At 44.9% G+C, this 19,595-nt stretch carries 18 protein-coding genes and 1 pseudogene; 11 read left to right on the top strand and 8 right to left on the bottom strand.

Annotation, left to right across the window (positions count from 1 at the left end):
- Positions 1-4 precede the first annotated feature (4 nt).
- The 4 genes from R3D00_14865 to R3D00_14850 form a co-directional block, all read right to left on the bottom strand.
- Complete coding sequence (locus R3D00_14865) at positions 5-2,503, bottom strand: LamG-like jellyroll fold domain-containing protein (protein MEZ4774464.1); 2,499 nt, start codon at positions 2,501-2,503, stop codon at positions 5-7.
- Positions 2,504-2,638: 135 nt separating this feature from the next.
- Positions 2,639-4,234 (bottom strand): SusD/RagB family nutrient-binding outer membrane lipoprotein, encoded by a 1,596-nt coding sequence (locus R3D00_14860; GenBank protein ID MEZ4774463.1) that lies wholly within the window; start codon positions 4,232-4,234, stop codon positions 2,639-2,641.
- 34 nt (positions 4,235-4,268) lie between these two features.
- Positions 4,269-7,526, bottom strand: coding sequence for a SusC/RagA family TonB-linked outer membrane protein (locus tag R3D00_14855; protein MEZ4774462.1), 3,258 nt, complete (start codon positions 7,524-7,526; stop codon positions 4,269-4,271).
- Between the two features lie 12 nt (positions 7,527-7,538).
- Entirely contained in the window at positions 7,539-7,847 is a 309-nt protein-coding gene (locus R3D00_14850) for a hypothetical protein (GenBank protein ID MEZ4774461.1), read from the bottom strand.
- A 141-nt stretch (positions 7,848-7,988) separates the two neighbouring features.
- Between R3D00_14850 and R3D00_14845 the strand changes: the two genes are divergently transcribed.
- Together R3D00_14845 and R3D00_14840 are read left to right on the top strand one after the other, a co-directional pair.
- Positions 7,989-8,426: a hypothetical protein gene (locus tag R3D00_14845; GenBank protein ID MEZ4774460.1), complete on the top strand. Its 438-nt coding sequence runs from the start codon at positions 7,989-7,991 to the stop codon at positions 8,424-8,426.
- A gap of 198 nt (positions 8,427-8,624) precedes the next feature.
- Positions 8,625-9,548 (top strand): fasciclin domain-containing protein, encoded by a 924-nt coding sequence (locus tag R3D00_14840; protein MEZ4774459.1) that lies wholly within the window; start codon positions 8,625-8,627, stop codon positions 9,546-9,548.
- Here R3D00_14840 and R3D00_14835 read toward each other — a convergent pair.
- The 4 genes from R3D00_14835 to R3D00_14820 form a co-directional block, all read right to left on the bottom strand.
- Complete coding sequence (locus tag R3D00_14835; protein ID MEZ4774458.1) at positions 9,545-10,960, bottom strand: MATE family efflux transporter; 1,416 nt, start codon at positions 10,958-10,960, stop codon at positions 9,545-9,547. The two genes, R3D00_14840 and R3D00_14835, sit on opposite strands and share 4 nt — an antisense overlap.
- Positions 10,961-11,057: 97 nt before the next feature.
- Positions 11,058-11,816, bottom strand: coding sequence for a type III pantothenate kinase (locus tag R3D00_14830; GenBank protein MEZ4774457.1), 759 nt, complete (start codon positions 11,814-11,816; stop codon positions 11,058-11,060).
- 40 nt (positions 11,817-11,856) lie between these two features.
- Entirely contained in the window at positions 11,857-12,591 is a 735-nt protein-coding gene (locus R3D00_14825) for a LytTR family DNA-binding domain-containing protein (GenBank protein MEZ4774456.1), read from the bottom strand.
- Entirely contained in the window at positions 12,588-13,631 is a 1,044-nt protein-coding gene (locus R3D00_14820) for a histidine kinase (protein ID MEZ4774455.1), read from the bottom strand. Before R3D00_14820 ends, R3D00_14825 begins: the two co-directional genes overlap by 4 nt.
- Positions 13,632-13,825: 194 nt before the next feature.
- On the opposite strand from R3D00_14820, the gene R3D00_14815 reads away from it, so the two are divergent.
- The 9 genes and pseudogenes from R3D00_14815 to R3D00_14775 all read left to right on the top strand — a co-directional run bounded on the left by R3D00_14815 (position 13,826) and on the right by R3D00_14775 (position 19,592).
- Positions 13,826-14,077, top strand: coding sequence for a hypothetical protein (locus R3D00_14815; GenBank protein MEZ4774454.1), 252 nt, complete (start codon positions 13,826-13,828; stop codon positions 14,075-14,077).
- 189 nt (positions 14,078-14,266) lie between these two features.
- Positions 14,267-14,653, top strand: a complete 387-nt coding sequence (locus R3D00_14810; GenBank protein ID MEZ4774453.1) for a hypothetical protein — start codon at positions 14,267-14,269, stop codon at positions 14,651-14,653.
- Positions 14,650-15,681 carry an ATP-binding protein gene (locus tag R3D00_14805; protein MEZ4774452.1) on the top strand — a complete coding sequence of 344 codons (1,032 nt, stop codon included), beginning with the start codon at positions 14,650-14,652 and terminating at the stop codon, positions 15,679-15,681. Before R3D00_14810 ends, R3D00_14805 begins: the two co-directional genes overlap by 4 nt.
- A gap of 3 nt (positions 15,682-15,684) precedes the next feature.
- A complete protein-coding gene (locus R3D00_14800; GenBank protein ID MEZ4774451.1) occupies positions 15,685-16,122 on the top strand; it encodes a response regulator in 438 nt (145 codons plus the stop codon).
- 95 nt (positions 16,123-16,217) lie between these two features.
- Positions 16,218-16,757: pseudogene (locus tag R3D00_14795) on the top strand (peptidylprolyl isomerase).
- Between the two features lie 29 nt (positions 16,758-16,786).
- Positions 16,787-17,449: a hexitol phosphatase HxpB gene (gene hxpB / locus R3D00_14790; GenBank protein MEZ4774450.1), complete on the top strand. Its 663-nt coding sequence runs from the start codon at positions 16,787-16,789 to the stop codon at positions 17,447-17,449.
- A gap of 77 nt (positions 17,450-17,526) precedes the next feature.
- Positions 17,527-18,162, top strand: a complete 636-nt coding sequence (locus R3D00_14785; GenBank protein ID MEZ4774449.1) for a peroxiredoxin — start codon at positions 17,527-17,529, stop codon at positions 18,160-18,162.
- Between the two features lie 136 nt (positions 18,163-18,298).
- Positions 18,299-18,949, top strand: coding sequence for a hypothetical protein (locus R3D00_14780; protein ID MEZ4774448.1), 651 nt, complete (start codon positions 18,299-18,301; stop codon positions 18,947-18,949).
- A gap of 4 nt (positions 18,950-18,953) precedes the next feature.
- Complete coding sequence (locus tag R3D00_14775; protein MEZ4774447.1) at positions 18,954-19,592, top strand: hypothetical protein; 639 nt, start codon at positions 18,954-18,956, stop codon at positions 19,590-19,592.
- The last annotated feature ends 3 nt before the right edge of the window (positions 19,593-19,595 follow it).

Raw genomic sequence — 19,595 nt, 5'->3', positions numbered from 1 at the left:
AAAATTACCGGGTCAGGTATAGGATTCGCGATGAGCGAGCCTGCTGATTATCCAAAATCACGATATACATCCCTGCGGATAAATCACTCAGATCCAGGGACACATGCTGGTTTTGAAACTGCACATTCTCGATTCGCTTTACTTGCATACCCAGAGAATTTACGATCGAAAGATTTACTTTTGTAAGTTTTTCGGTCAGTTCTACCTCTACCTGCCCGGAAGACGGATTAGGATAAACCCTGAAACTGGCCTTTGCCACCAACTCTTCAATAGATGTATTGAGAGAGTCCATGGGTGCATCGGAAAAATGGATCATACTGGAGGCCACAATCAGATGCGGGTTAAACCCGTCATTGCAATTGGGACAGGTAACCCCGCTCACGCAGTTGGGGTTATTGGCATGGCAAAAATCCTGATAGTTTTGATCAAAAATATAATCCAGCGAAATCTCCTCCAGGGGGATGTAGTTGCTCAGGTTAAAGTCATTCCACGGAGAGATTGCCCCAGGGCAAAAACCCGCCCGGTTGAAGTACCATGTTCCATTTTGAGGCTGACAGCCGTCGGGATTAGGGTTGCAGGTCAACCAGTTATAATGGGCAAAAGCGGGATTATTGTTAATCCGGAGCTGGTGGGTAGTTTCAAAAAATTCAGCGGCATTTGAGGTATTGTTATCGCCCCATCCATGTCCGGTAGCAATAAGCTTAAATCTGGAGGCCAGGGTATTCTGCGGAAACTTAATCGTCTGGGAGGGAACCGGCTGTAAGTTGGCAGGATTGCCAAAGTCAAAGGTTTGGTGCCATACAGGGCTGATTTTAGAATACGCATACATTGGCGTCCCTGCATGATAGAAGAGGTTCAACTGATATTTATAGCCATTGTCAAAAGTCTCACAGTTTACGCGAAAAGTAACCTTTCCCTGTAAAGCTGACATAAAATCCGTAACATCCAGGTCATGACTACAGGCAGTTCCATACGGCGTAATATACCGGATCAATTCAAACCAGACGCCCTCATGCGTTTTTACTTCAATTTGCGCTACGCGGTCCCATTCACCACAACCTCCGGGAGGACAGGAAACCTGAAGCTGAGCGGAAATACTGTCATAAGCGCCCAGAAATGAAGGTAAAGAAGCTTCTACTTCCTGATTAAAGATCGTGCTGTTTATCCAGATATTGGAAAAAGCATTGATCGTCTGGGTATTGGTATTGGGTGAAATAATAATGGGTACTGTATACGTTGCCACTGCACCAAAATTATTAAACGCCCTCACCGTAAGGTTGTAAAGGCTATGTGCCGGAGGTGTCCACCAGGCAGTGTAATGTTTATTTCCCCAGTCTTTGGCGGGGACCGTAGTTCCATCGATTTCAAATTCCAGGCTGGAAACCTGAAGCAATTCAGGGAAATCAATATCTGCAATCGCAGCAAGCTGAATGGGCTTTAGTTCGGGTACATACACATTTCCGGGCAGTGGGTTTCTCAGGTCAATATTGGGAACGGTTGCCATTGGGTCAATCACCATAAAAGACTGCGTAACATCCGTTGCCGGACTATAAGTAGTATCTCCTGACTGGGAAGCGGTTACCACCACCTGCCCGGCGGTTCCATCCAAAATTAAAGTATCCCCATTCAATGTTGCCGGGCCAGAGACAATCTGAAACGCAACAGGCAGCCCCGAACTTGCGGTGGCATCAAGTTTAAATGGCTGGTCTGAAATCAATTTATTGGACAGATTGGCAAAAGAAATGGTCTGAAAACCAAGCTGCAAAGTACCCGCGAAGTTGGAAGTACAGCCATTTAAGGCAAAACCAATCAAATCTGCATCCCGGTCTCCGGTACCTGTTTCTGAAATCAATTTGGTAATGGCTGTATTATCACCACAAGGCTGCCCCTGGTTAAATTTGTAATATAGCTGGAGGTTGGGTTCGGTTCCCGTAGGCTCTGTAGCCATCATTGCCAGAATCTCTGTTGCGGACAAGGCTTTATCCCAAACCGTAACCTCGTCTACCCTTCCCCCAAAGTAAAAATTCAGGTTAGTCAGAATACTTCTGCCAATCGTAAAGGGGATATTCGTCATCGTAATTTGCCCTGATGCACTTTTGCTTCCTTTATTCACGCCATCAATAAAAAGCGTTACTGAAGAGCCATTATATACCCATGCCACATGTTGCCACTGGCCGGGAAGAATGGTAAAATTGGGACCGACCACTTCGTGTAGTCCGGTAGATGTTTGTAACCGGCATTCCAGGGTTCCGTTGTTGAGCTGAATAAAATAGAAACCTTCCCCCGTTCCCCGAAATCCCAGCATACCTTGACCATACGCCAATTGATCGGTATAAAACCAACCCGCCATCGTAAAGGCAGATTTATTAGCGATATATTGAGAGCCATTGTCCAGCCGGACATAGTCATCCGTACGATCAAAATGGAGGTATTGATTGCTTTGAGCATAGCCCTGAGCGATAAACAAGGTCCATAGACTGAATAGTATAATTGTTTGTTTCATATTGGATAGGTTTTGGTATGTAAGGTTGAATGTTGGCTTTTGGCTTTTGGCTGTTGGCTGTTGGCTTTTGGCTGTTGGCTTTTGGCTGTTGGCTGTTGGCTTTTGGCTGTTGGCTTTTGGCTGGTGGCTTTCTTACTACGGCATCCACCACACTTTGGTGGAATGCTCATCGCCCCCCATCTTCGCGGCCTGGGTTGCCCAGTTTTGCGGGTTTTTCTCGGCTTCAGAAGGCGGATATTTGAATCGCATAAATTGATTGGCATTGCCTTCACGGGGTGTGGCATTGGTTCTTCTTAACAGGGAAAATGCTTCCCAGGGCTGTCGAAAACTGTCCAGCCAGCGTTGGGCGTAAATCAGCTGCAGTTTATCATTGGCCGGATTAAATATACTGATGCGATTATGGTTGACGCGGGAAAACAATTCTCCGGAAGACAAAACAGGCGGTTTGTTGACCCATATAGCGGAGTTTACCATCACATCCTGCCAGAACTTCATCGAAGCTGCTACGCCGGAGGTATATTCAGATTCTGCCAAAGGTGTATTTTGCGCTACGCCAAGTCCCCGGAGGTAAATTTCTGCTTTGATGAAATGCACCTCTGCCGCCGTTAAAATGATCTGGGGTACGTCCTTTTCATCTCTGATCAGATAATAGTTAAACGCCGAATAAATATTTCCCTGCCCTTTAAAATCATAGCTGACATCCCGGTGTTGCTGGTAAGGAATTCCGCCGGACTGTGGAGTGGTCGGATCAGGGATTTGGGGGAAAGGCTTCCATTTTCCGTCATTATTGGTGTCGAAAAATATCTTCGTACGCGGGTCAAAAATACCACTGCCCGTCGAGTCATCAGAGGTAGAAAGCCAATTCCAGACCGTCGTTCCCATCCGGAGTTTTTTGTGCTCGCGAAAAGACCAGTTTACACTAAGATTCAGCCAGTTTTGATCCGCGGGTTTCATCAAAACGTCCTGACCGTCATCTATCAGATCCAGTTTGCCTTCGATAATTTCTGCGATAACGGGAAACGCAAAAGCGGGATCTTTATCTGCCATTCTTAAAGCATGCCGAAGCCGGAGTGAATTGGCAAATTTCACCCACTCATGAAGGGATCCTCTAAAAAATGTATCAAAAGAACCTAAAGACAGATAGGCTTCACCCGTAGCTGTTACAGGATTAGCTTCCAGATTGATATTTTCTACTGACCATTTTAACTCTTCTAACAGAAACTTATAAATTTCCTCCTGACTGTCAAAAGCCGGACGGGAAAAATCAACACTTTCAAATGCCTTTCCTGCTTCAAAAAAGGGCATATCGCCAAAGAGATCAGTCATGCGGAAGGTCTTGTAAGCCGTGATGATTTTTAGCTGTGCTTTCACATTATTCAACGCTTCCGGATCGCCCGAATAGTCTTCCATTCGCCGTTCAATCTCCCGAATATGTGCCAGCGCGCTATAATATTGCGACCAGGCTTCTTCGGTTCCGATATTGATGTTTTGAAAAGTCTCCGCAGTCAAGGCCGCTTGTTGTGTAACCTGATAGAGCTTTTCATTATGCATGTAAAACTGCTCATTCCACCCCAGTTGCAAGGAACTGACTACAGTATTGAACAAGGGGCCTATGTCGGTCGTAGTTGGAGAAAAAGGATTTTTATTGATATCTTCAAAACCTGCGTCGCAGGAGGTCAATAAAACGAGCCAACAAGCTATAAAGAATGGATATATATTGTTTTTTCTCATTTGTTTACATTGAATAAAGCAGGGAAATCAAAAATCAAAAATTAGCCTGCACCCGAAAACTCACCGACCGCATCCCTGGATAGGAAGCCCATTCAAGCCCCTGGGCATTGCCCGATCCATTTATTCCTTCCGGGTTAATGCGATCAGGAAGGGTGGTATAGAGATAAAATAAATCACGCCCTACCACCGAGATATTCAATCCCTGGAAAACTTTTGTCTTTTGCAGAAAGGTAGTCGGAACGGAATAGGACAAAGACAATTCCCGCATTTTCACCCAGGTATTTTCCATGATTCCTGGTTTGGAGAGGAAATGCCCCCATCCTCCTGCATTGGGGATGTATTTAAAATAATAATGAACCACTTTATCATTGGGGGTACCATCGGCATACACACCGTCCAAAATGACGCCGATATTGCGCGTTTCACCACTGGGATCTGTATAGGGAAGCCCGCCGCCCTGTCTTTCTATCAGCGTCTCAGGGCTTTGTCCCGTTTGTAAACCAATCACATAAGAACCTGCATAAATATCTCCGCCCCATTTGAAGTCAACCAAAGTCTGCAAGGTAAAATCACCCAGCCTGATCTGGTTTTGCCAGCCGCCGATAAAATCAGGCGATGCATTGCCAATCGGGACACGGTTATTGGAAATCAAATAATGCGTCCCTTCTTCATTGAGAATCGGCTTTCCATTTTCATGATAGACATAATCGTAGCCGATAATGGTTCCGTACTCTTCCCCTGCCCTCACAGCGATTGCCGGGCCATTTAAATCCCAGATATTGGCCAGTTCAAGGATTTCAGCTCCGTCGCCCAGGCTCACGACATAATTTCGGTTGCGGGCGATATTCAGGGATGTTCGCCAAAAACTATTCTGCGTTTTAAAAATCGTCGCTGTTACAGCAGCCTCGATTCCTCTGTTTTCCAGCTTTCCGGTATTAATTTTAATCTGATTGGCACCGGAAGAAGCGGGCAAAGGCGCGTCGAGAATCTGGTCAAAAGACTGAATATAGTAGTAGGTAAAGTCCAGACTGAATTTATCCTCCCAAAAACCCATGGAAGTCCCCAGCTCGTAAGAATTGGCTTGCTGCGGGCGAAGCGCAATCGGGGGAATAGTTGTTGGCAAAGCTGCCGTCTGCGCATTTCCAAAGGTTCCGGTAGAATAGACAAAATCTACCTGAAAAGGATCTGTGTCCGAAGCGGTTTGGGCGTATGCACCCCTGATTTTCAAGTAATTGAGGAAATAATTGGAAAAATTAAACGCCTCCGAGGCGATAAAACTTCCCGAAACGGAAGGATAGAAATAAGAATTATTTTCCACCGGCAGGGCCGAAGACCAGTCATTCCGCCCGGTTAATTCGACAAAAAGATAATCTTTAAAACCCAGGTTCAGGAACGCATAGAGGGAATTGATATTTTTGTCATAACGGACCTCCGAAGGTATCGGAACAGAAAGCGGATCCTGATAATTATTGAAGTTAAACAACCAGGGATTTACCCAGGTCCCGCTTTGGCCTTTTATTCCGTAAAGTCTCCGTTGCCACTGCGTGCCTCCGACTGAAAAGCGAATATCCAGATCAGAACCAAGGATTTTTTCCTTTTGAGCTGTGATCAGGAATTCATTATTATTGACCTGATTTCTCGTCAATTCATTACTGTAATACCCTTCCAGAATCCCCAGCGCATCAATCGGATCATTGCGGGTTTCAAACTGGTCGAGGTTAAAATCCAGTCCGATTCGAGCCATAGCAGTCAGCCAATCGGTAATCTCATAATTCAGGGCCAGTGCGCCAATGACTTTATTTCGGGTCAATGTGGTGTTTTGGTGGTAGGTATTCCACCAAAGATGCGGCGGCGTAAAGGTAAAAGGATATTGGCCGTTGTAATTGTTGCGGGTGCCGTTGGGGAGAATATTCATTTCCTTTTCCAAACCTTTGTAAGAGCGCGGCCAGCTATAGAGAATGCCCTTGCCAAATGACTTATTATTATCATCGCCCAGCGTCGGGCTGTTAAGTCTTTCGTAGTTGATGTAGGAAAGGCTCAAATCAGCTGTTACTTTGGACGAAATATTGAGCTTCGCGCCGATATTGGCGGTAATCTGATCGTAATTGCTATTGGGGATTACGGCAGAATGGCTGGCATTTGAAAAAGAAAAACGCACAGATCCCATTTCGCCGCCGCCGGAAAAAGATACGTTTTGAGTCGTTGTATGGCCGTTTTGAAAATAGAGCGATAAATTGTCGGGCTGAGGTGAATAGTCCCGCATCTCGCCGTCCCACCACCTCACCATCTGCCCAAGCATTTCAGGTCCCCAGGAAGCTCCTGTTGAATAGAAACCAAATAGTTCGGTAGTGGATTTTCCAAAAGGCCCGTCATTGGTATGTACCGAAGCAGGATACATAAATTCGCCAGCGGAATTTTTGAAAAGCTCCGGTTCAGTGAGGCCAATCGGCCCGCCGGCTCCATAGACATTTTGCACATCCCGATAGCGATAGGGCTGAATCATCTTATAGTTGACCGTGTATTGAATACCGATTCCTTTTTGTTTTGCCCCTCTTTTAGTGGTAATCAATACTACCCCATTTGCCCCCCTTGCGCCATATAAAGCAGCGGCAGTCGGACCTTTGAGGATATTAATATCCTGAATATCGTCGGGATTGATATTATTGATGGCAGAACCCCAGTCAACACCCCGACCGATATTTTCAAGTCCGGGCGCATTCTCCAAAGGAACCCCATCTACCACAATTAAAGGCTGATTGCTGGCATTGATATTATTATTTCCCCGGATGGTGATCCGGGTTGTACCGCCGTCGACACCATTAGGTGTGGAAATCTGAACACCTGCGGCTTTTCCCGAAAGTGCATTTACCAGGTTGGGCGCATTGGAAAGGGCAATGGCATCACCGTCAATTTTGGTGGTAGAATAGCCAATTTCCTTTTCCTGGCGCTTGACGCCAAGGGCTGTAATGACGACTGCATCGAGTTTTTTTTCTTTCAGCTTGAGGGTAATCAGGATATTTTTCTGACCATTTTTTACCACTACACTTTCTGAGTTATAAGAGTAATAGGAAAAAAACAGTTCCAGAGAATCCAGCCGCTCATCTCTGATATCGATATTAAACGCGCCATTTTCATCCGCAAAAACGGCAACCCGGTCGGCATTAGCTAACACACTGGCGCCTACCAATGGATTACCTTCTTCATCCACTACTTTGCCGGAAACAGAAAATTGGCCGTAAGAAATCGCAGTAAATACGAAAAGAAATAAATGGGTTAGTAGTAATTGTTTCATAAACGAATATCTTTATTTCACTACCATTTTTTCAGGATCCCACAAAATCGGTTTCCTTTCAAAATAGCTCATATTGGCCGCCAGTGAAGGCCCTGCGGCCCGAAGCCCAAAGCTGGCATCTTCTACAACCGAACCGCCGGTACGAATAGCGTAAAAGAAATTGGTAAAATGATCGAGGTGTTCACTATATCCTTCGGGCGTTTTATACTCCATTCTTGCGGGCTCGATCACCCGGGTTTTCAGGTGGCCGTAAGCGACCAGGGCTGTACCAGCCATATTTCTGAGAAATTTTCGACGTGAGTGAGTAGTAGTATTTTTCATAGCGGGAATGTGAAGAAATTTCTGTAAAAATGCATTATGTTTGAATTTTCGTAAAATACAATTTTATATTATTTCCCAGAATAGTATTTTTGAAAATATCATAATGGACATATTTAACCTGTCAAAATTACCAAACAATATATGAAAACATTCTATTCATCAATTCTTTTATTGCTTCTGTTTATCATTTCCTGTAATCCATTGCAGGAAGAGCTGATCCTGCCCGATGGAGAATTAAAATCATCGGAGATGTTCATTCCGGGAGCGGACGCAGAAACAGGGGATATGAACACCCAGGCAGACCGTTCATTTCCATGCCGGATGCGTGGCGTGATGTTTCCGGCTCCTCCGGACTGGGAATGCAGGGTATTGATCGAGCTGGAGACGGGTCACCTTATCAACCCGGTAAATATTGAGGATTATTTTAGTGGAGAGGTAGAAAATCCGGTATTGGTAAAAGTCAGTTTTATACAGCTTCAAAACAGTCCAAACCGGTGTGGCAGAGCAATACCGGTACAGCTTACCTGCCTTACGAGGGATTCCCGGACACAAGCCACAATTCCGGGAAGGGAAAATTAAATGGCTAAAGAAATATTAGGTAGATTCATAGCTGCAGGAGGTCGGCCCAAAAGGCCGCCTCATTTTTTTTGCGATGATTTCTGCGATCATTTTCTCTTTTAGGTGGAATGTTTTTTAGTTTTGCAGCGCTAATCTGTACCGGGAGGCATCCATGTACAGATTTTTTTACGTTTATACTGCGACTAAACTAAATAACAAATGAAACGAGCATACTTTCTGATTTTTATGGTGTTAACAGCGGGGCTATTTTCCTCATGTAAAAAAGATCCCGTATTACCCAGCTTATATGAAACCCTCAAATCAAAGCCCGAATACAGCAAATGGGTAGAAGTAATTGAAATCAGCGGGCTGGACAGCCTCTTTAACTCCTCGACAATTTTTACGATTTTTGCGCCCAACAATACGGCCGTGGACAATTTTCTTGAGGAATTTAAATACGGCAGCCTCTCTGATATTCCGGTAAATGAACTGAGCGGAATCCTCGCCTATCATGTACAATATACCCGGGTTAAAACAGAAAATCTTGGTACCGGATATTTTGTAACCCCCTGTAATCTGGGGCCTGACGGGACCTTTATTCTGATGCAGATTGAGGAGACAACCCTGCTTCAGATCAACCGCAGAGCAAATATCGTCGATCCCGATATAGAAACAGGCAACGGGTATATTCAGGGACTGGATGGAATGCTCCCTATGCCTACTATGATGGATTTTATTGACATGAATGAAGGTCTTTCAACGATGAAAGAATTGATTGACCGTGCAGAGTTAAGGACGACTTTATCAACCAAAGGGATTTCACGTACTTTTTTTGTGCCTGACAATAATGCATTTAAAGCCTATTTCGATAAAGTTCCCGGCATTGTTGGTCCACAAGATCTTTCGGTAGAACAAGCACGCGCACTGGTATTGACCCATATGCTAAATACCAATATAACAGGCAGCGTCTTACTGGGGCTGGTACTTCCAACAGAATACACAAATCTGAACAATAAAACCCTCACCATTTCTCCCCTCATCAATGGTGTTGTGATCAACAACAATGCTTATACCACTTCCTTAAATCTCCAGTCGAGAAATGGCGTGATTCATTTTATGGAAGATGTGATTGACCCCAATTAAATCAGTACCTCTTTCCATTTTCCCCGTCTGAAAACTGCGACGCTGATAACTGCAATAAAAACCAGCGTCAGGGCTATGGCAATAAATACGCCGACAGGGCCCCAGGCCAACGTTACCGACAAAACATAAGCCAGCGGTATCTGTATCAACCAATATCCAATCAAATTAATGATGGTAGGTGTACGGGTATCGCCGGCTCCGTTAAATGCCTGGCTTACCACCATTCCGTAGGCAAAAAAGATATAGCCTGAGCAAATGATTTTCAGGCTCATTACGCCATACCGGATCACTTCTGCTTCCTGCGAAAACAGGCCTACAAAAAAAGAAGCGTTGGTGAAAAACAATGCTGAAATGGCTGTCAGGAATACCATATTATAAAAGGCAGCATACCAGACTGATTTTTCGGCACGATCGGGTTGATTTGCCCCAAGGTTTTGCCCGACAAGCGTCGCGGCAGCATTGGCAAGTCCCCAGGAAGGAAGGATTGTGAAGATGATGATCCGAAAAGAAACGGTGTAGCCGGCCAGAGCTTCACTGCCAAAAATGGAAATGATTCGTACCATAAAGGTCCAGCTAGCCGAGCCTATCAAAAATTGCCCCATTCCACCAAAAGAAACTTTGATCAGCCGCCACATCAGTGCCAGATTTGCAACCAGATCCTGGCGTTTGATCATAATCACTCCATTTCCACGGAAAAGTATCCATAGCTGCCAGACCACGCCAATTCCCCGGCCAATATTGGTAGCAACCGCGGCACCGGTTACGCCCAGTTCGGGAAAAGGTCCGTAACCAAAAATCAGGCATGGATCCAATAACATATTCAAGCCGTTGGAAACCCAGAGCACCCGCATCGAAATAGCCGCGTCTCCGGCTCCGCGAAATATCGCGTTGTTCAGAAACAGGAGCATAATCGTGAGGTTGCCTCCCAGCATCCACATGGCATAACCCGATCCCGCTTCGATCAGCTGCTCACTGCCCCCCATCAACCGAAGGATATCTTTAGAAAAAAACAACCCCGAAATACTGATGACTGCGGCAAAACTCAATCCAATAAACAGAGCCTGGGCTGCAGCTTTTGACGCCTCTTCGTGTTTTTTTTCACCGACCCTTCGGGAAATCATGGCTGTCGTAGCCATACTTAGCCCCACGGCGATGGCATAGACCAGAAATAAAATAGATTCAGTCAGCGCGACAGTTGCCAGTGCGTCCACACTTACCTTTCCTACAAAGTAAATGTCCACAACGGCAAACAGCGACTCCATCACCATTTCAAGAACCATGGGAATGGCCAGAATAAACAATGCCCTGCGAATACTTCCGGAAGTAAACTCCTTCTCCGTACCGTTAATTGCCATAGCGAGGAGACGGCGGGCACGACCGATCCTCGCTGATATAGACTCAGCTTGATTCATACAATATGATTTCTGCTACGTAACGGAGGGATGTAAAACGTTTCCTACGGAATAATATAAAAGTGGTTCTGAAGAATCTATTTTTTTTTTGAGTTTTTTAGATGCCATACTTTTCGGCGATTTGTCGCAGACCATCAAGCGTAAGCATAGGATCCACTTCGTCAAACCTGGCCTTCAGCGGCGCCAGCACAGAGGAAAGCCCCCCGGTAGCGATGACTTTCGCTTGTATTGGTAATTCAGCCTGTATCCGGTCAATCAACTCATTTACCAGCCCTACATATCCCAGCAATATTCCCGCCTGCAAAGCATGCGCAGTATTTTTACCAATGGCAGATTCGGGCAACTCCAATGGCACGACCGGAAGTTGGGCTGTATTGGAAAATAAAGCCAACATCGCCGTTTTCAGGCCAGGCGCAATGGCTACGCCCAATATTTCGCCCTCATCTGACACCGTAGTAAATGTCAAGGCAGTACCAAAATCCACAACAATTGCCGCCTGAGAGAATCGCGCATAGGCAGCTACGGCATTGGCAACAAGATCAGAACCGATTTCGTCCGGATTGTCGATCCGCATTTTCATCTTTCTGAAAATATCAGGACCAATAATAATGGCTTTTGAGCCGGTAAGTTTTTCGAGCATGGTTTTCACCGCTGGAGAAATCCCCGGAACCACGCTGCTTATCACGACCTTTTCAAATGCGTTAAGATTTATTCCGGCAGTATCTGCATATTTTTGGATAGCGGCTCCGGCAGAAGGATACTTTGAAGACGGATGTCGCCACTGGTGTAACCACGTGCCATTATCCCATACCCCCCATACGATGTCTGAATTCCCAATGTCTGTAACGAGTAGCATGTATATATTTTTCGCCGCACAAGATAAGAAGGTTGTGATGCTAATCATTCATACCCTCAACAAATTTAAGAAAAGTGTCTTTAAATGAATTGCTAATAGGGATTTCTTTGCCGGCAATAATTACGCGATTGTTTTGTATCAGTGAAATATGGTTTAATCCGATAATATACGACTTGTGAATTCGCATAAAATCTCCCGAGGGAAGTTTATCCATCATTTTGGTCATACTCATCAATGTGAGTATTTTCTGCCCGGGTGTATGGACCGCTATATAATCTCTCATTCCTTCAACATAGAGGATATTTTTGAAGTCCACTTTAAAAAAGCGGGTATCAGATTTAATAAAAAGATAGTCTTTATCCGAAGCCGTTTCTTCTTCGGGCAAAGTTTCTTCCTGGTTTTCAATCGCTTCCCGGGCTTTCATCTGATCGAAAGCTTTATTCACTGATTTGAGAAAGCGGTCAAATAAAAAGGGTTTTAGCAGATAATCGATCGCATCAAATTCGTAGCTGTCAACCGCATATTCGGAATAGGCAGTGGTAAAAATCACCATCGGTTTATGGCTTAGCGACTGAAGAAGTTGAATTCCGTTGAGGTCGGGCATCTGAATATCGAGAAAAACCAAATCTACCGGGTGGTTGCGAAAAAACTCGACAGCTTCTATCGGATTGCGGAAAGTGCGCAGCAACTGAAGGTTAGGAATCTTGCCGCAAAATCTTTCGATTACTTCCAATGCCAGCGGTTCGTCGTCTATGGCTATACAATTCAACATCATAAGGCAATGGTTAGGTTTATTTCAAAAAAACCATTTTTCTGGTCTATTTCAAGTCTAAATGCGTTTTTATATAAAAGATTCAGGCGTTTTTCCACATTTTTAAGGCCTATACCCCCAAAGGGTGCAGCGGAGCTTTCGCTCCGGTGAATGGTATTGACGACCCTAAAAGACAGGTCGTTTTCCAGGATGTTGAGCTGGATGACAATGGAGGAGGGTTTTGCTGTACTTACCCCGTGTTTAAAGGCATTTTCCACAAAAGGAATCAGAATCATAGGGGCAATTTTTTTTCCCTGTACCTCCCCCTTGACCGAAAAATCTATATCCACAGCGCCCTGTGTACGCAATCGCTGTAGGTCTATGTAATTTTCCATATAGCGGATTTCTTTGTCAAGCAACACCGCATTGTCGTTGGATTCATAGAGCATATACCGCATCAGGTGAGAAAGTTTGGCAATCCCCTCGGCAGTGGGTTCGTCGTCATTTTGATAGGCCAGACCGTAAAGGCCATTGAGAATATTAAACAGGAAGTGGGGGTTGATCTGATGTTTCAGGGCAGACAATTCGGCTTTAAGCTTTTCCTGTTCCAGGCTTCGCCTGTTTTGTTGTTCACGAAACCAGGCGAAAGTGAAGCCATAAAAATTGGCAACCAGCATGAATACTACATTCAGTACCGTATTGGTTTCTACCCAACCGCCAAACGATTGCCACGAGTCGGGAGAGGTCGGTAAATGGTGAAAAACCACAAATGAATAATCCAGAAAACTTTCCAGCAGCACAAATCCCGACAGGTAGATCAGGTTGATGAGAAAAAAATAGCTGATATTATTTTTCTTAAGATACCGTGGCAGAAGCAAATGAGCATAGGTATAAATCATAATGGCATTCAGCAAAATACCATATGTGATAAACCACAGATTTTGCCGGGGCGAAAAAACGGGCAGTAAAAAACGCCCTACACCAACAGGTTCTGGTGCCAGCAGATAATACGCACCTGTCCATAGGAGAAGGTGTACCAATACATAAATATATTTTGGCCGCATGCAAAAAGTCTTCCCGAAAGCTACGAAACCCTGACTATCACAGCAAGGTTACATGTCGAATAAATGATTCTGTTTGCCGAAGAAAGACTGCACCTCAGCGAAAGGTCAGGATAATTCTGTTACCTAAACCCATTTTTTCAGTATAACTCAGGTAAACACTAACCAAGGCCCTGATGTTATTCAAAAAATTCTGTTTGCTTCTGACAATTCTGGCCAGCATAGGTATCGCCACGGCGGCCTACTGTCAAACCAGCCAGGAAGGCATCCATCTGGCACTTACCCCTTACGCAGAAATGTATCAGGAGACAACACAAGCTCCGGCCAAAAAAACAACACAACTGGTACCGGCGGCTAAACCAAACTGTCAGCCAGACACCTGCAGGATGACACCGCCAAAATGCAATTTTACCAGTCCCGAAAAATCAAAAGATATCAAGAAGCCTTAACAAAAAATTGTTCTTTTCTCTCCATAATAAAGCCTTTTGAGCGTCAGTTGTCATTCCGAAAACTGACGCTTTTTTTATTTCTTTATATGCAGGCTGAATTGGAAGATTACAATTTTTTTTAATTATATTTCGACATATTAAAAGGTTAGGCAAAAAACATAGTTCAATATTCGACAAAAATAGCTTCGTATGAATCAAGGTGTAATGGAAACTACTAACTGCTGGATTTCGATAGATAATGACGGGATCCTGCGCTTGGTGACCAAACCCCAGACAAAAAGCACACTTGAGACGGTAAGAGAAGAACACCGTGCCATAAAAAAACTGATAGGAGATAAAAAAGCCATAATGCTGACCGATATCCGGAATATGATTTCGGCTACTCCTGAAGCCCGGGCCTACACAAACTCTGAGGAAATGACCAATACCTACCTGGCAGTAGGGCTTCTGGTAGGAAGTGTCTTTAGCAGAGTAATCGGAAGTTTTATCATTGGAATCAATAAACCTGACTATCCGGTAAAATTATTTACAGATGAAAACTCCGCCATCAATTGGTTAAAGCAGTTTGCGCAATGAGCGAATCCGTACATGACACAAAAATCCAGAAAATCCTGGAGCAAATTCTCCAGCTTGCGACAGGAAATCTGGAAGTACGAGGAGAACCCACAGATGCCAATGACGAGTTGGATGGAATTGTGCTGGGCCTGAATATGCTCGGGGAAGAAATGTCAAAAAGCAGAGAAAAGCTTAAAAATCAAGCAATTGCACTCGAAGCGCTTGTGCAGGAAACTGTAGCTTCCAACGAGCTGCTAACCAAAGAAATTTTGGAAAGAAAGAAGGCGGAAAAAGAAATCAGAAAACTCAATAAAGAACTTGAAAACCGCGTCCAGCAACGAACCGCTCAATTGCAAAAAGCAAATGATGAACTGGAGGCTTTTTCCTATTCCGTCGCCCATGACTTGCGTACCCCCCTCCGCAGTATTCTCAGTTACAGCCAACTGGCTATAAAAAAACATTTTGAGAGCCTATCGGAAGAGGGGCGCCATTACCTGCGGGTGATTCAGGCCAATACCCATGAGATGGGGCAATTGATCGATGACCTGCTCACCTTCTCATTACTCAATCAAAAAGACGTCAGCCACCAAAAAATCAATACCAATTATCTTATTGGAAGCATTATTTACTCTTTTAAAAGTGAAGCTAACTTCGAGAATATCCAATGGGAAGTAGGCCATTTTCCGGATATTTACGCCGACAGAACGCTGATCAAACAGGTTTTTACCAATCTTATTTCCAATGCAATAAAATTTAGCCACAATAATCCGCAGCCGCAAATATCCATTAGCTGCCACAATGAAGGCGAAGATTTTATTTTCCATATCCGAGACAATGGGGTTGGATTTGATATGCAGTACAAGGACAAACTTTTCGGGGTTTTTCAACGCCTACATGAAAAAGAAGAGTTTGAAGGTACCGGTGTCGGGCTGGCAATTGTACAGCGTATTGTAGAACGCCACCGGGGTCATGTGTGGGCGGAATCCTCGCCGGGCAATGGGGCCTCATTTTATTTTTCCATTCCTCAGAATCAACCATTAAATTTGTAATTAATGGAACTTAAAACTGTTGATATTCTCCTTGTTGAAGACAATGCCTCCGATGCCGAACTGATTCAGATCAGCCTCGAAGAACAACAACTATTCCCCAGCGTCTCGATTGTGAGAGATGGGGAAAAAGCGCTTGACTATATTTTTGCCAGAAAAGAATTCAGCGACCGGCAAGGAGAAGAAAATCCCAAACTTATCCTGCTTGACCTTAAACTACCGAAAGTCAATGGGATAGAAGTGCTCAACTCTATCAAATCTACGCCGGAAACCAAAAGCATTCCGGTAGTAATTCTCACCTCTTCCGCCCATAGCAAAGATATTGAAGAATGTTACCGGCTGGGCGCCAACAGCTATATCGTAAAACCTATTGGTTTTGATGACTTCAGCAAAATCATTACGCATACGGTCAACTACTGGCTTAAAATTAATTACTCTATATAACTTTACACTTTTCCTGCAAAATGAACCTACGATTGCAAAACGCTGTATTGTCCCTGATCCTCCTGACAGCTACCGCTTTTTTTACCGGCTGTGGTTTGGGATCTTCTGAAGAAGTAAACCTTCCTGATGGTCTATATGCACAAATAACCACCAATAAAGGAGACATAATCTGCCGCCTTGAATATGAAAAAGTCCCGCTGACAGTCGCCAATTTTGTTGCTTTGTCTGAAGGGAAAATGGAAAATACCTACAAACCCCTCGGAAACCCGTTTTTCGACGGACTGACCTTTCACCGTGTAATGAGCAATTTTATGATTCAGGGCGGAGATCCCCTCGCCAACGGTCTGGGCGGCCCCGGATATCAATTTGCGGACGAGTTTCACCCTGAGCTGCTCCACAATGTGGCAGGCACGCTCTCTATGGCCAATTATGGACCAGCAACCAATGGAAGTCAGTTTTTTATCACACATAAAGCTACGCCATGGCTTGACAACCGGCATTCTGTCTTTGGGTATGTAACATCGGGACTCGCTACCGTATATAAAATTGCGCAGGACGATACCATCAAACATATCGAAATCCTCCGTATCGGAGATGCTGCCGGGGCGTTTGATGCGCCTGCCGTTTTCCGCGAAAAAGGAGGGGTACCCGCCGCCGGCAACCCATGATACATGCCGTAATTTTTGATATGGACGGGGTTCTGATTGATTCGGAGCCCTTCTGGCGGCAAGCCATGATTGAGGTTTTTCGCGAAATAGGCGTAACCCTTACCGAAGTCCAGGCTACAGAAACCATGGGAATCCGGATCAATGAGACGGTTGCTTACTGGTATCAACGATTTCACTGGACAGGAAAAAGCCCGGATGAAGTCGTAGATGCTATCCTGGCCGGGGTAATCCGCATCATCAAAGCGAAAGGAGAAATCAAAGAAGGCGTAGCAGAAATGATGGCCTTCCTCCGGGCAAAAAATATTCCGATGGCTGTCGCCTCTTCTTCCGCCATGATCGTCATTGATGCTGTACTCGATACGCTCGGCATACGGTCACAGTTTGCCGTGATCAAATCCGCAGAAAAAGAACCTTTAGGCAAACCTCATCCGGCTGTTTTTCTGCTCACAGCTGAAGCCCTTGGCGTAACACCCGAAAGCTGCCTCGTGATAGAAGATTCCCTCAATGGCCTCATCGCCGCAAAAGCCGCCAGGATGAAAACGATCGTTGTGCCTGAACCACTCGTAGCTCAAAAGCCCGAATTTGTCCTGGCTGACCGAAAATTTGCATCTCTTACCGCTTTTAACGAGATTATCTGGAAGGAACTGGGGGGAGAATAACGACCCGGGAAAACACCACCCGCAGGTTTCCGTAAAATGATATCAAACGAATAACACCTTCCAAATAATAATTAATTATGCCATTACGACTAGGAGAAATTGCACCAGATTTTACCGCACTTACGACTCAGGGCGAAATACATTTCCACGACTATATCAAAGGTCAGTGGGCGATTCTTTTTTCACATCCTGCCAACTATACTCCGGTTTGTACGACAGAACTCGGAATGGCGGCAAGTATGAAGTCAGAATTTGACAAAAGAAACACCAAAATGATCGGGCTGAGTGTGGATCCCATCGATGATTTTGATGGATGGTTAAAGGATATTAAGGAAACCCAGGGCGCTGATGTCAATTTTCCCATCATTGCTGACAGTGATAAAAAAGTTGCGGTTCTGTATGACATGATTCACCCTGAAGCTGCGGAAAAAGTAACCGTCAGGTCAGTATTTATCATTGGCCCCGACAAAAAGATCAAGCTGACACTCACCTATCCGCCCAGCACAGGCAGAAACTTCGTCGAAATCCTGCGTGTATTGGATTCCCTTCAGCTTACAGCCAACTACAGCGTCTCCACACCCGTAAACTGGGAAGATGGGCAGGATGTCATTATCAGCCCCGCCATTCCCAAAGAAGATTTGGCCGCAAAGTTCCCGAAAGGCTACACCGAGGTAAAACCCTACCTGCGGGTAACCCCACAGCCCAATAAATAGAGAAGACTCACATACCATTCAATAAGGAACTTCAGGGAAAACCCTGAAGTTTTTTTTTGGCGGTTTTCCCTGAAGTGCCTATGGTAGCAGGAGGCCATATTTGTAAAGACAAACGAAATCTTAAAAGTTTGACTTTATGAAAATCATCCTGTTACATCTTCCACTTTTTGCTCTGCTGTTTTTCAGCATGAGCATTTTTGCACAAACCACAACACGCAAAGTCCTCGTCAACGGATCTTTGTTAGACACCCCTACCCTACAGCAACTGGACATGATGGCACACATTACCATAGCCGATGGCGACTATTGGTACGATCGGATGAATGGCTCCTGGGGACTCACGGGTGGCCCATGCCTGGGATTTACTACGGCCAATATGAATCTCGGGGGTGCTCTTTCGCCACGCGCATCTGCCGGCAATACGGGTGTTTTTATCAACGGACGTGAACTACATGCTGCGGATGTACAGGGGTTGAATACACTTTTCGCTCCATTTGGAACATCCACACAACGCGGCAGATATTGGGTAGATGCCTATGGGAATTTCGGTACAGAAGGCGTCCCCTACCCGACCGGTAATCTTATGCAGATGGCCCAAATCCTTCAGCAGCAGAGTAAGGGGAATGGATACTACAAAAACAATGCTACCTCAGGCGCCTATTCTTCTTTTGGGAGTGGGGGTGGATTTGGTTATTTCAGTTCCAAAGATAATAGCGGAAATCAGTCTTCTGTTTACACCAATCCCGATGGTAGTGTGGAAATATTTTATGACAAGAAAAATGATTAATACCATGAAAAACCACACCATTATTATCCTTGTCTCTTGCTTTATTATGCTGCTGGCAGGTTGTCAGGGCTGCTGCATAGACAAACCTGTTTGCAGTCCTACAGAAAAACTTCTGCTCGATGTCTGTGAATGTCAATGTAATATCAAGGAGAACGGCTATCCCTGTGCGGTTGGCAGCATCGCCCATCCGGATCCACTGGTCTGTTACTGCGAATGTCCTCCTGGCTATTCCGGAGACTTATGCGATATCTATTCCGGGTCCAGTCACAGCATTTGTGGGCAGGTACTGGAGGGTAACTATACGGTTTCTGATTCTTTCAATTTTCAGAAGGTCACCTATCCGGTTACATTTAAAAACGTGCTGCCTATCAACCCCATAAACGACAACTTTACCTATTCTTTTCAGATCGCCAATTTTGGCAACAGTGGCAATGAAGCTACTTTGGTAGCCAGTGAAGACGGATATATGTGCAACATGCGGTTTCCCAACGGAACCAGCCTAAATATATCAAACTATGGGAATCTGACCGAGTTGTATGGGTTTGCACATAATACCAGTGTGGGATTTCACAATCCTCCACATTTTGAGATGCAGCTTAATGTGGGAGGCACGCCGCATTTACTCTGGTTCACCCGAAACTAATCC

The organism is Bacteroidia bacterium, assembly GCA_041391665.1.
In the GTDB taxonomy this organism is placed as follows: Bacteria; Bacteroidota; Bacteroidia; order J057; family J057; genus JAGQVA01.
Note: the sequence above shows the minus strand (reverse complement) of the source record. Positions and strands in the feature narration are given on the sequence as shown.

Bases quoted from the DNA above. Each gene is read 5' to 3' on its own strand.
- R3D00_14865 (MEZ4774464.1), bottom strand. From the start codon at position 2,503: ATGAAACAAACAATTATACTATTCAGTCTATGGACCTTGTTTATCGCT.
- R3D00_14860 (MEZ4774463.1), bottom strand. From the start codon at position 4,234: ATGAGAAAAAACAATATATATCCATTCTTTATAGCTTGTTGGCTCGTT.
- R3D00_14855 (MEZ4774462.1), bottom strand. From the start codon at position 7,526: ATGAAACAATTACTACTAACCCATTTATTTCTTTTCGTATTTACTGCG.
- R3D00_14850 (MEZ4774461.1), bottom strand. From the start codon at position 7,847: ATGAAAAATACTACTACTCACTCACGTCGAAAATTTCTCAGAAATATG.
- R3D00_14845 (MEZ4774460.1), top strand. From the start codon at position 7,989: ATGAAAACATTCTATTCATCAATTCTTTTATTGCTTCTGTTTATCATT.
- R3D00_14840 (MEZ4774459.1), top strand. From the start codon at position 8,625: ATGAAACGAGCATACTTTCTGATTTTTATGGTGTTAACAGCGGGGCTA.
- R3D00_14835 (MEZ4774458.1), bottom strand. From the start codon at position 10,960: ATGAATCAAGCTGAGTCTATATCAGCGAGGATCGGTCGTGCCCGCCGT.
- R3D00_14830 (MEZ4774457.1), bottom strand. From the start codon at position 11,816: ATGCTACTCGTTACAGACATTGGGAATTCAGACATCGTATGGGGGGTA.
- R3D00_14825 (MEZ4774456.1), bottom strand. From the start codon at position 12,591: ATGATGTTGAATTGTATAGCCATAGACGACGAACCGCTGGCATTGGAA.
- R3D00_14820 (MEZ4774455.1), bottom strand. From the start codon at position 13,631: ATGCGGCCAAAATATATTTATGTATTGGTACACCTTCTCCTATGGACA.
- R3D00_14810 (MEZ4774453.1), top strand. From the start codon at position 14,267: ATGAATCAAGGTGTAATGGAAACTACTAACTGCTGGATTTCGATAGAT.
- R3D00_14805 (MEZ4774452.1), top strand. From the start codon at position 14,650: ATGAGCGAATCCGTACATGACACAAAAATCCAGAAAATCCTGGAGCAA.
- R3D00_14800 (MEZ4774451.1), top strand. From the start codon at position 15,685: ATGGAACTTAAAACTGTTGATATTCTCCTTGTTGAAGACAATGCCTCC.
- hxpB (MEZ4774450.1), top strand. From the start codon at position 16,787: ATGATACATGCCGTAATTTTTGATATGGACGGGGTTCTGATTGATTCG.
- R3D00_14785 (MEZ4774449.1), top strand. From the start codon at position 17,527: ATGCCATTACGACTAGGAGAAATTGCACCAGATTTTACCGCACTTACG.
- R3D00_14780 (MEZ4774448.1), top strand. From the start codon at position 18,299: ATGAAAATCATCCTGTTACATCTTCCACTTTTTGCTCTGCTGTTTTTC.
- R3D00_14775 (MEZ4774447.1), top strand. From the start codon at position 18,954: ATGAAAAACCACACCATTATTATCCTTGTCTCTTGCTTTATTATGCTG.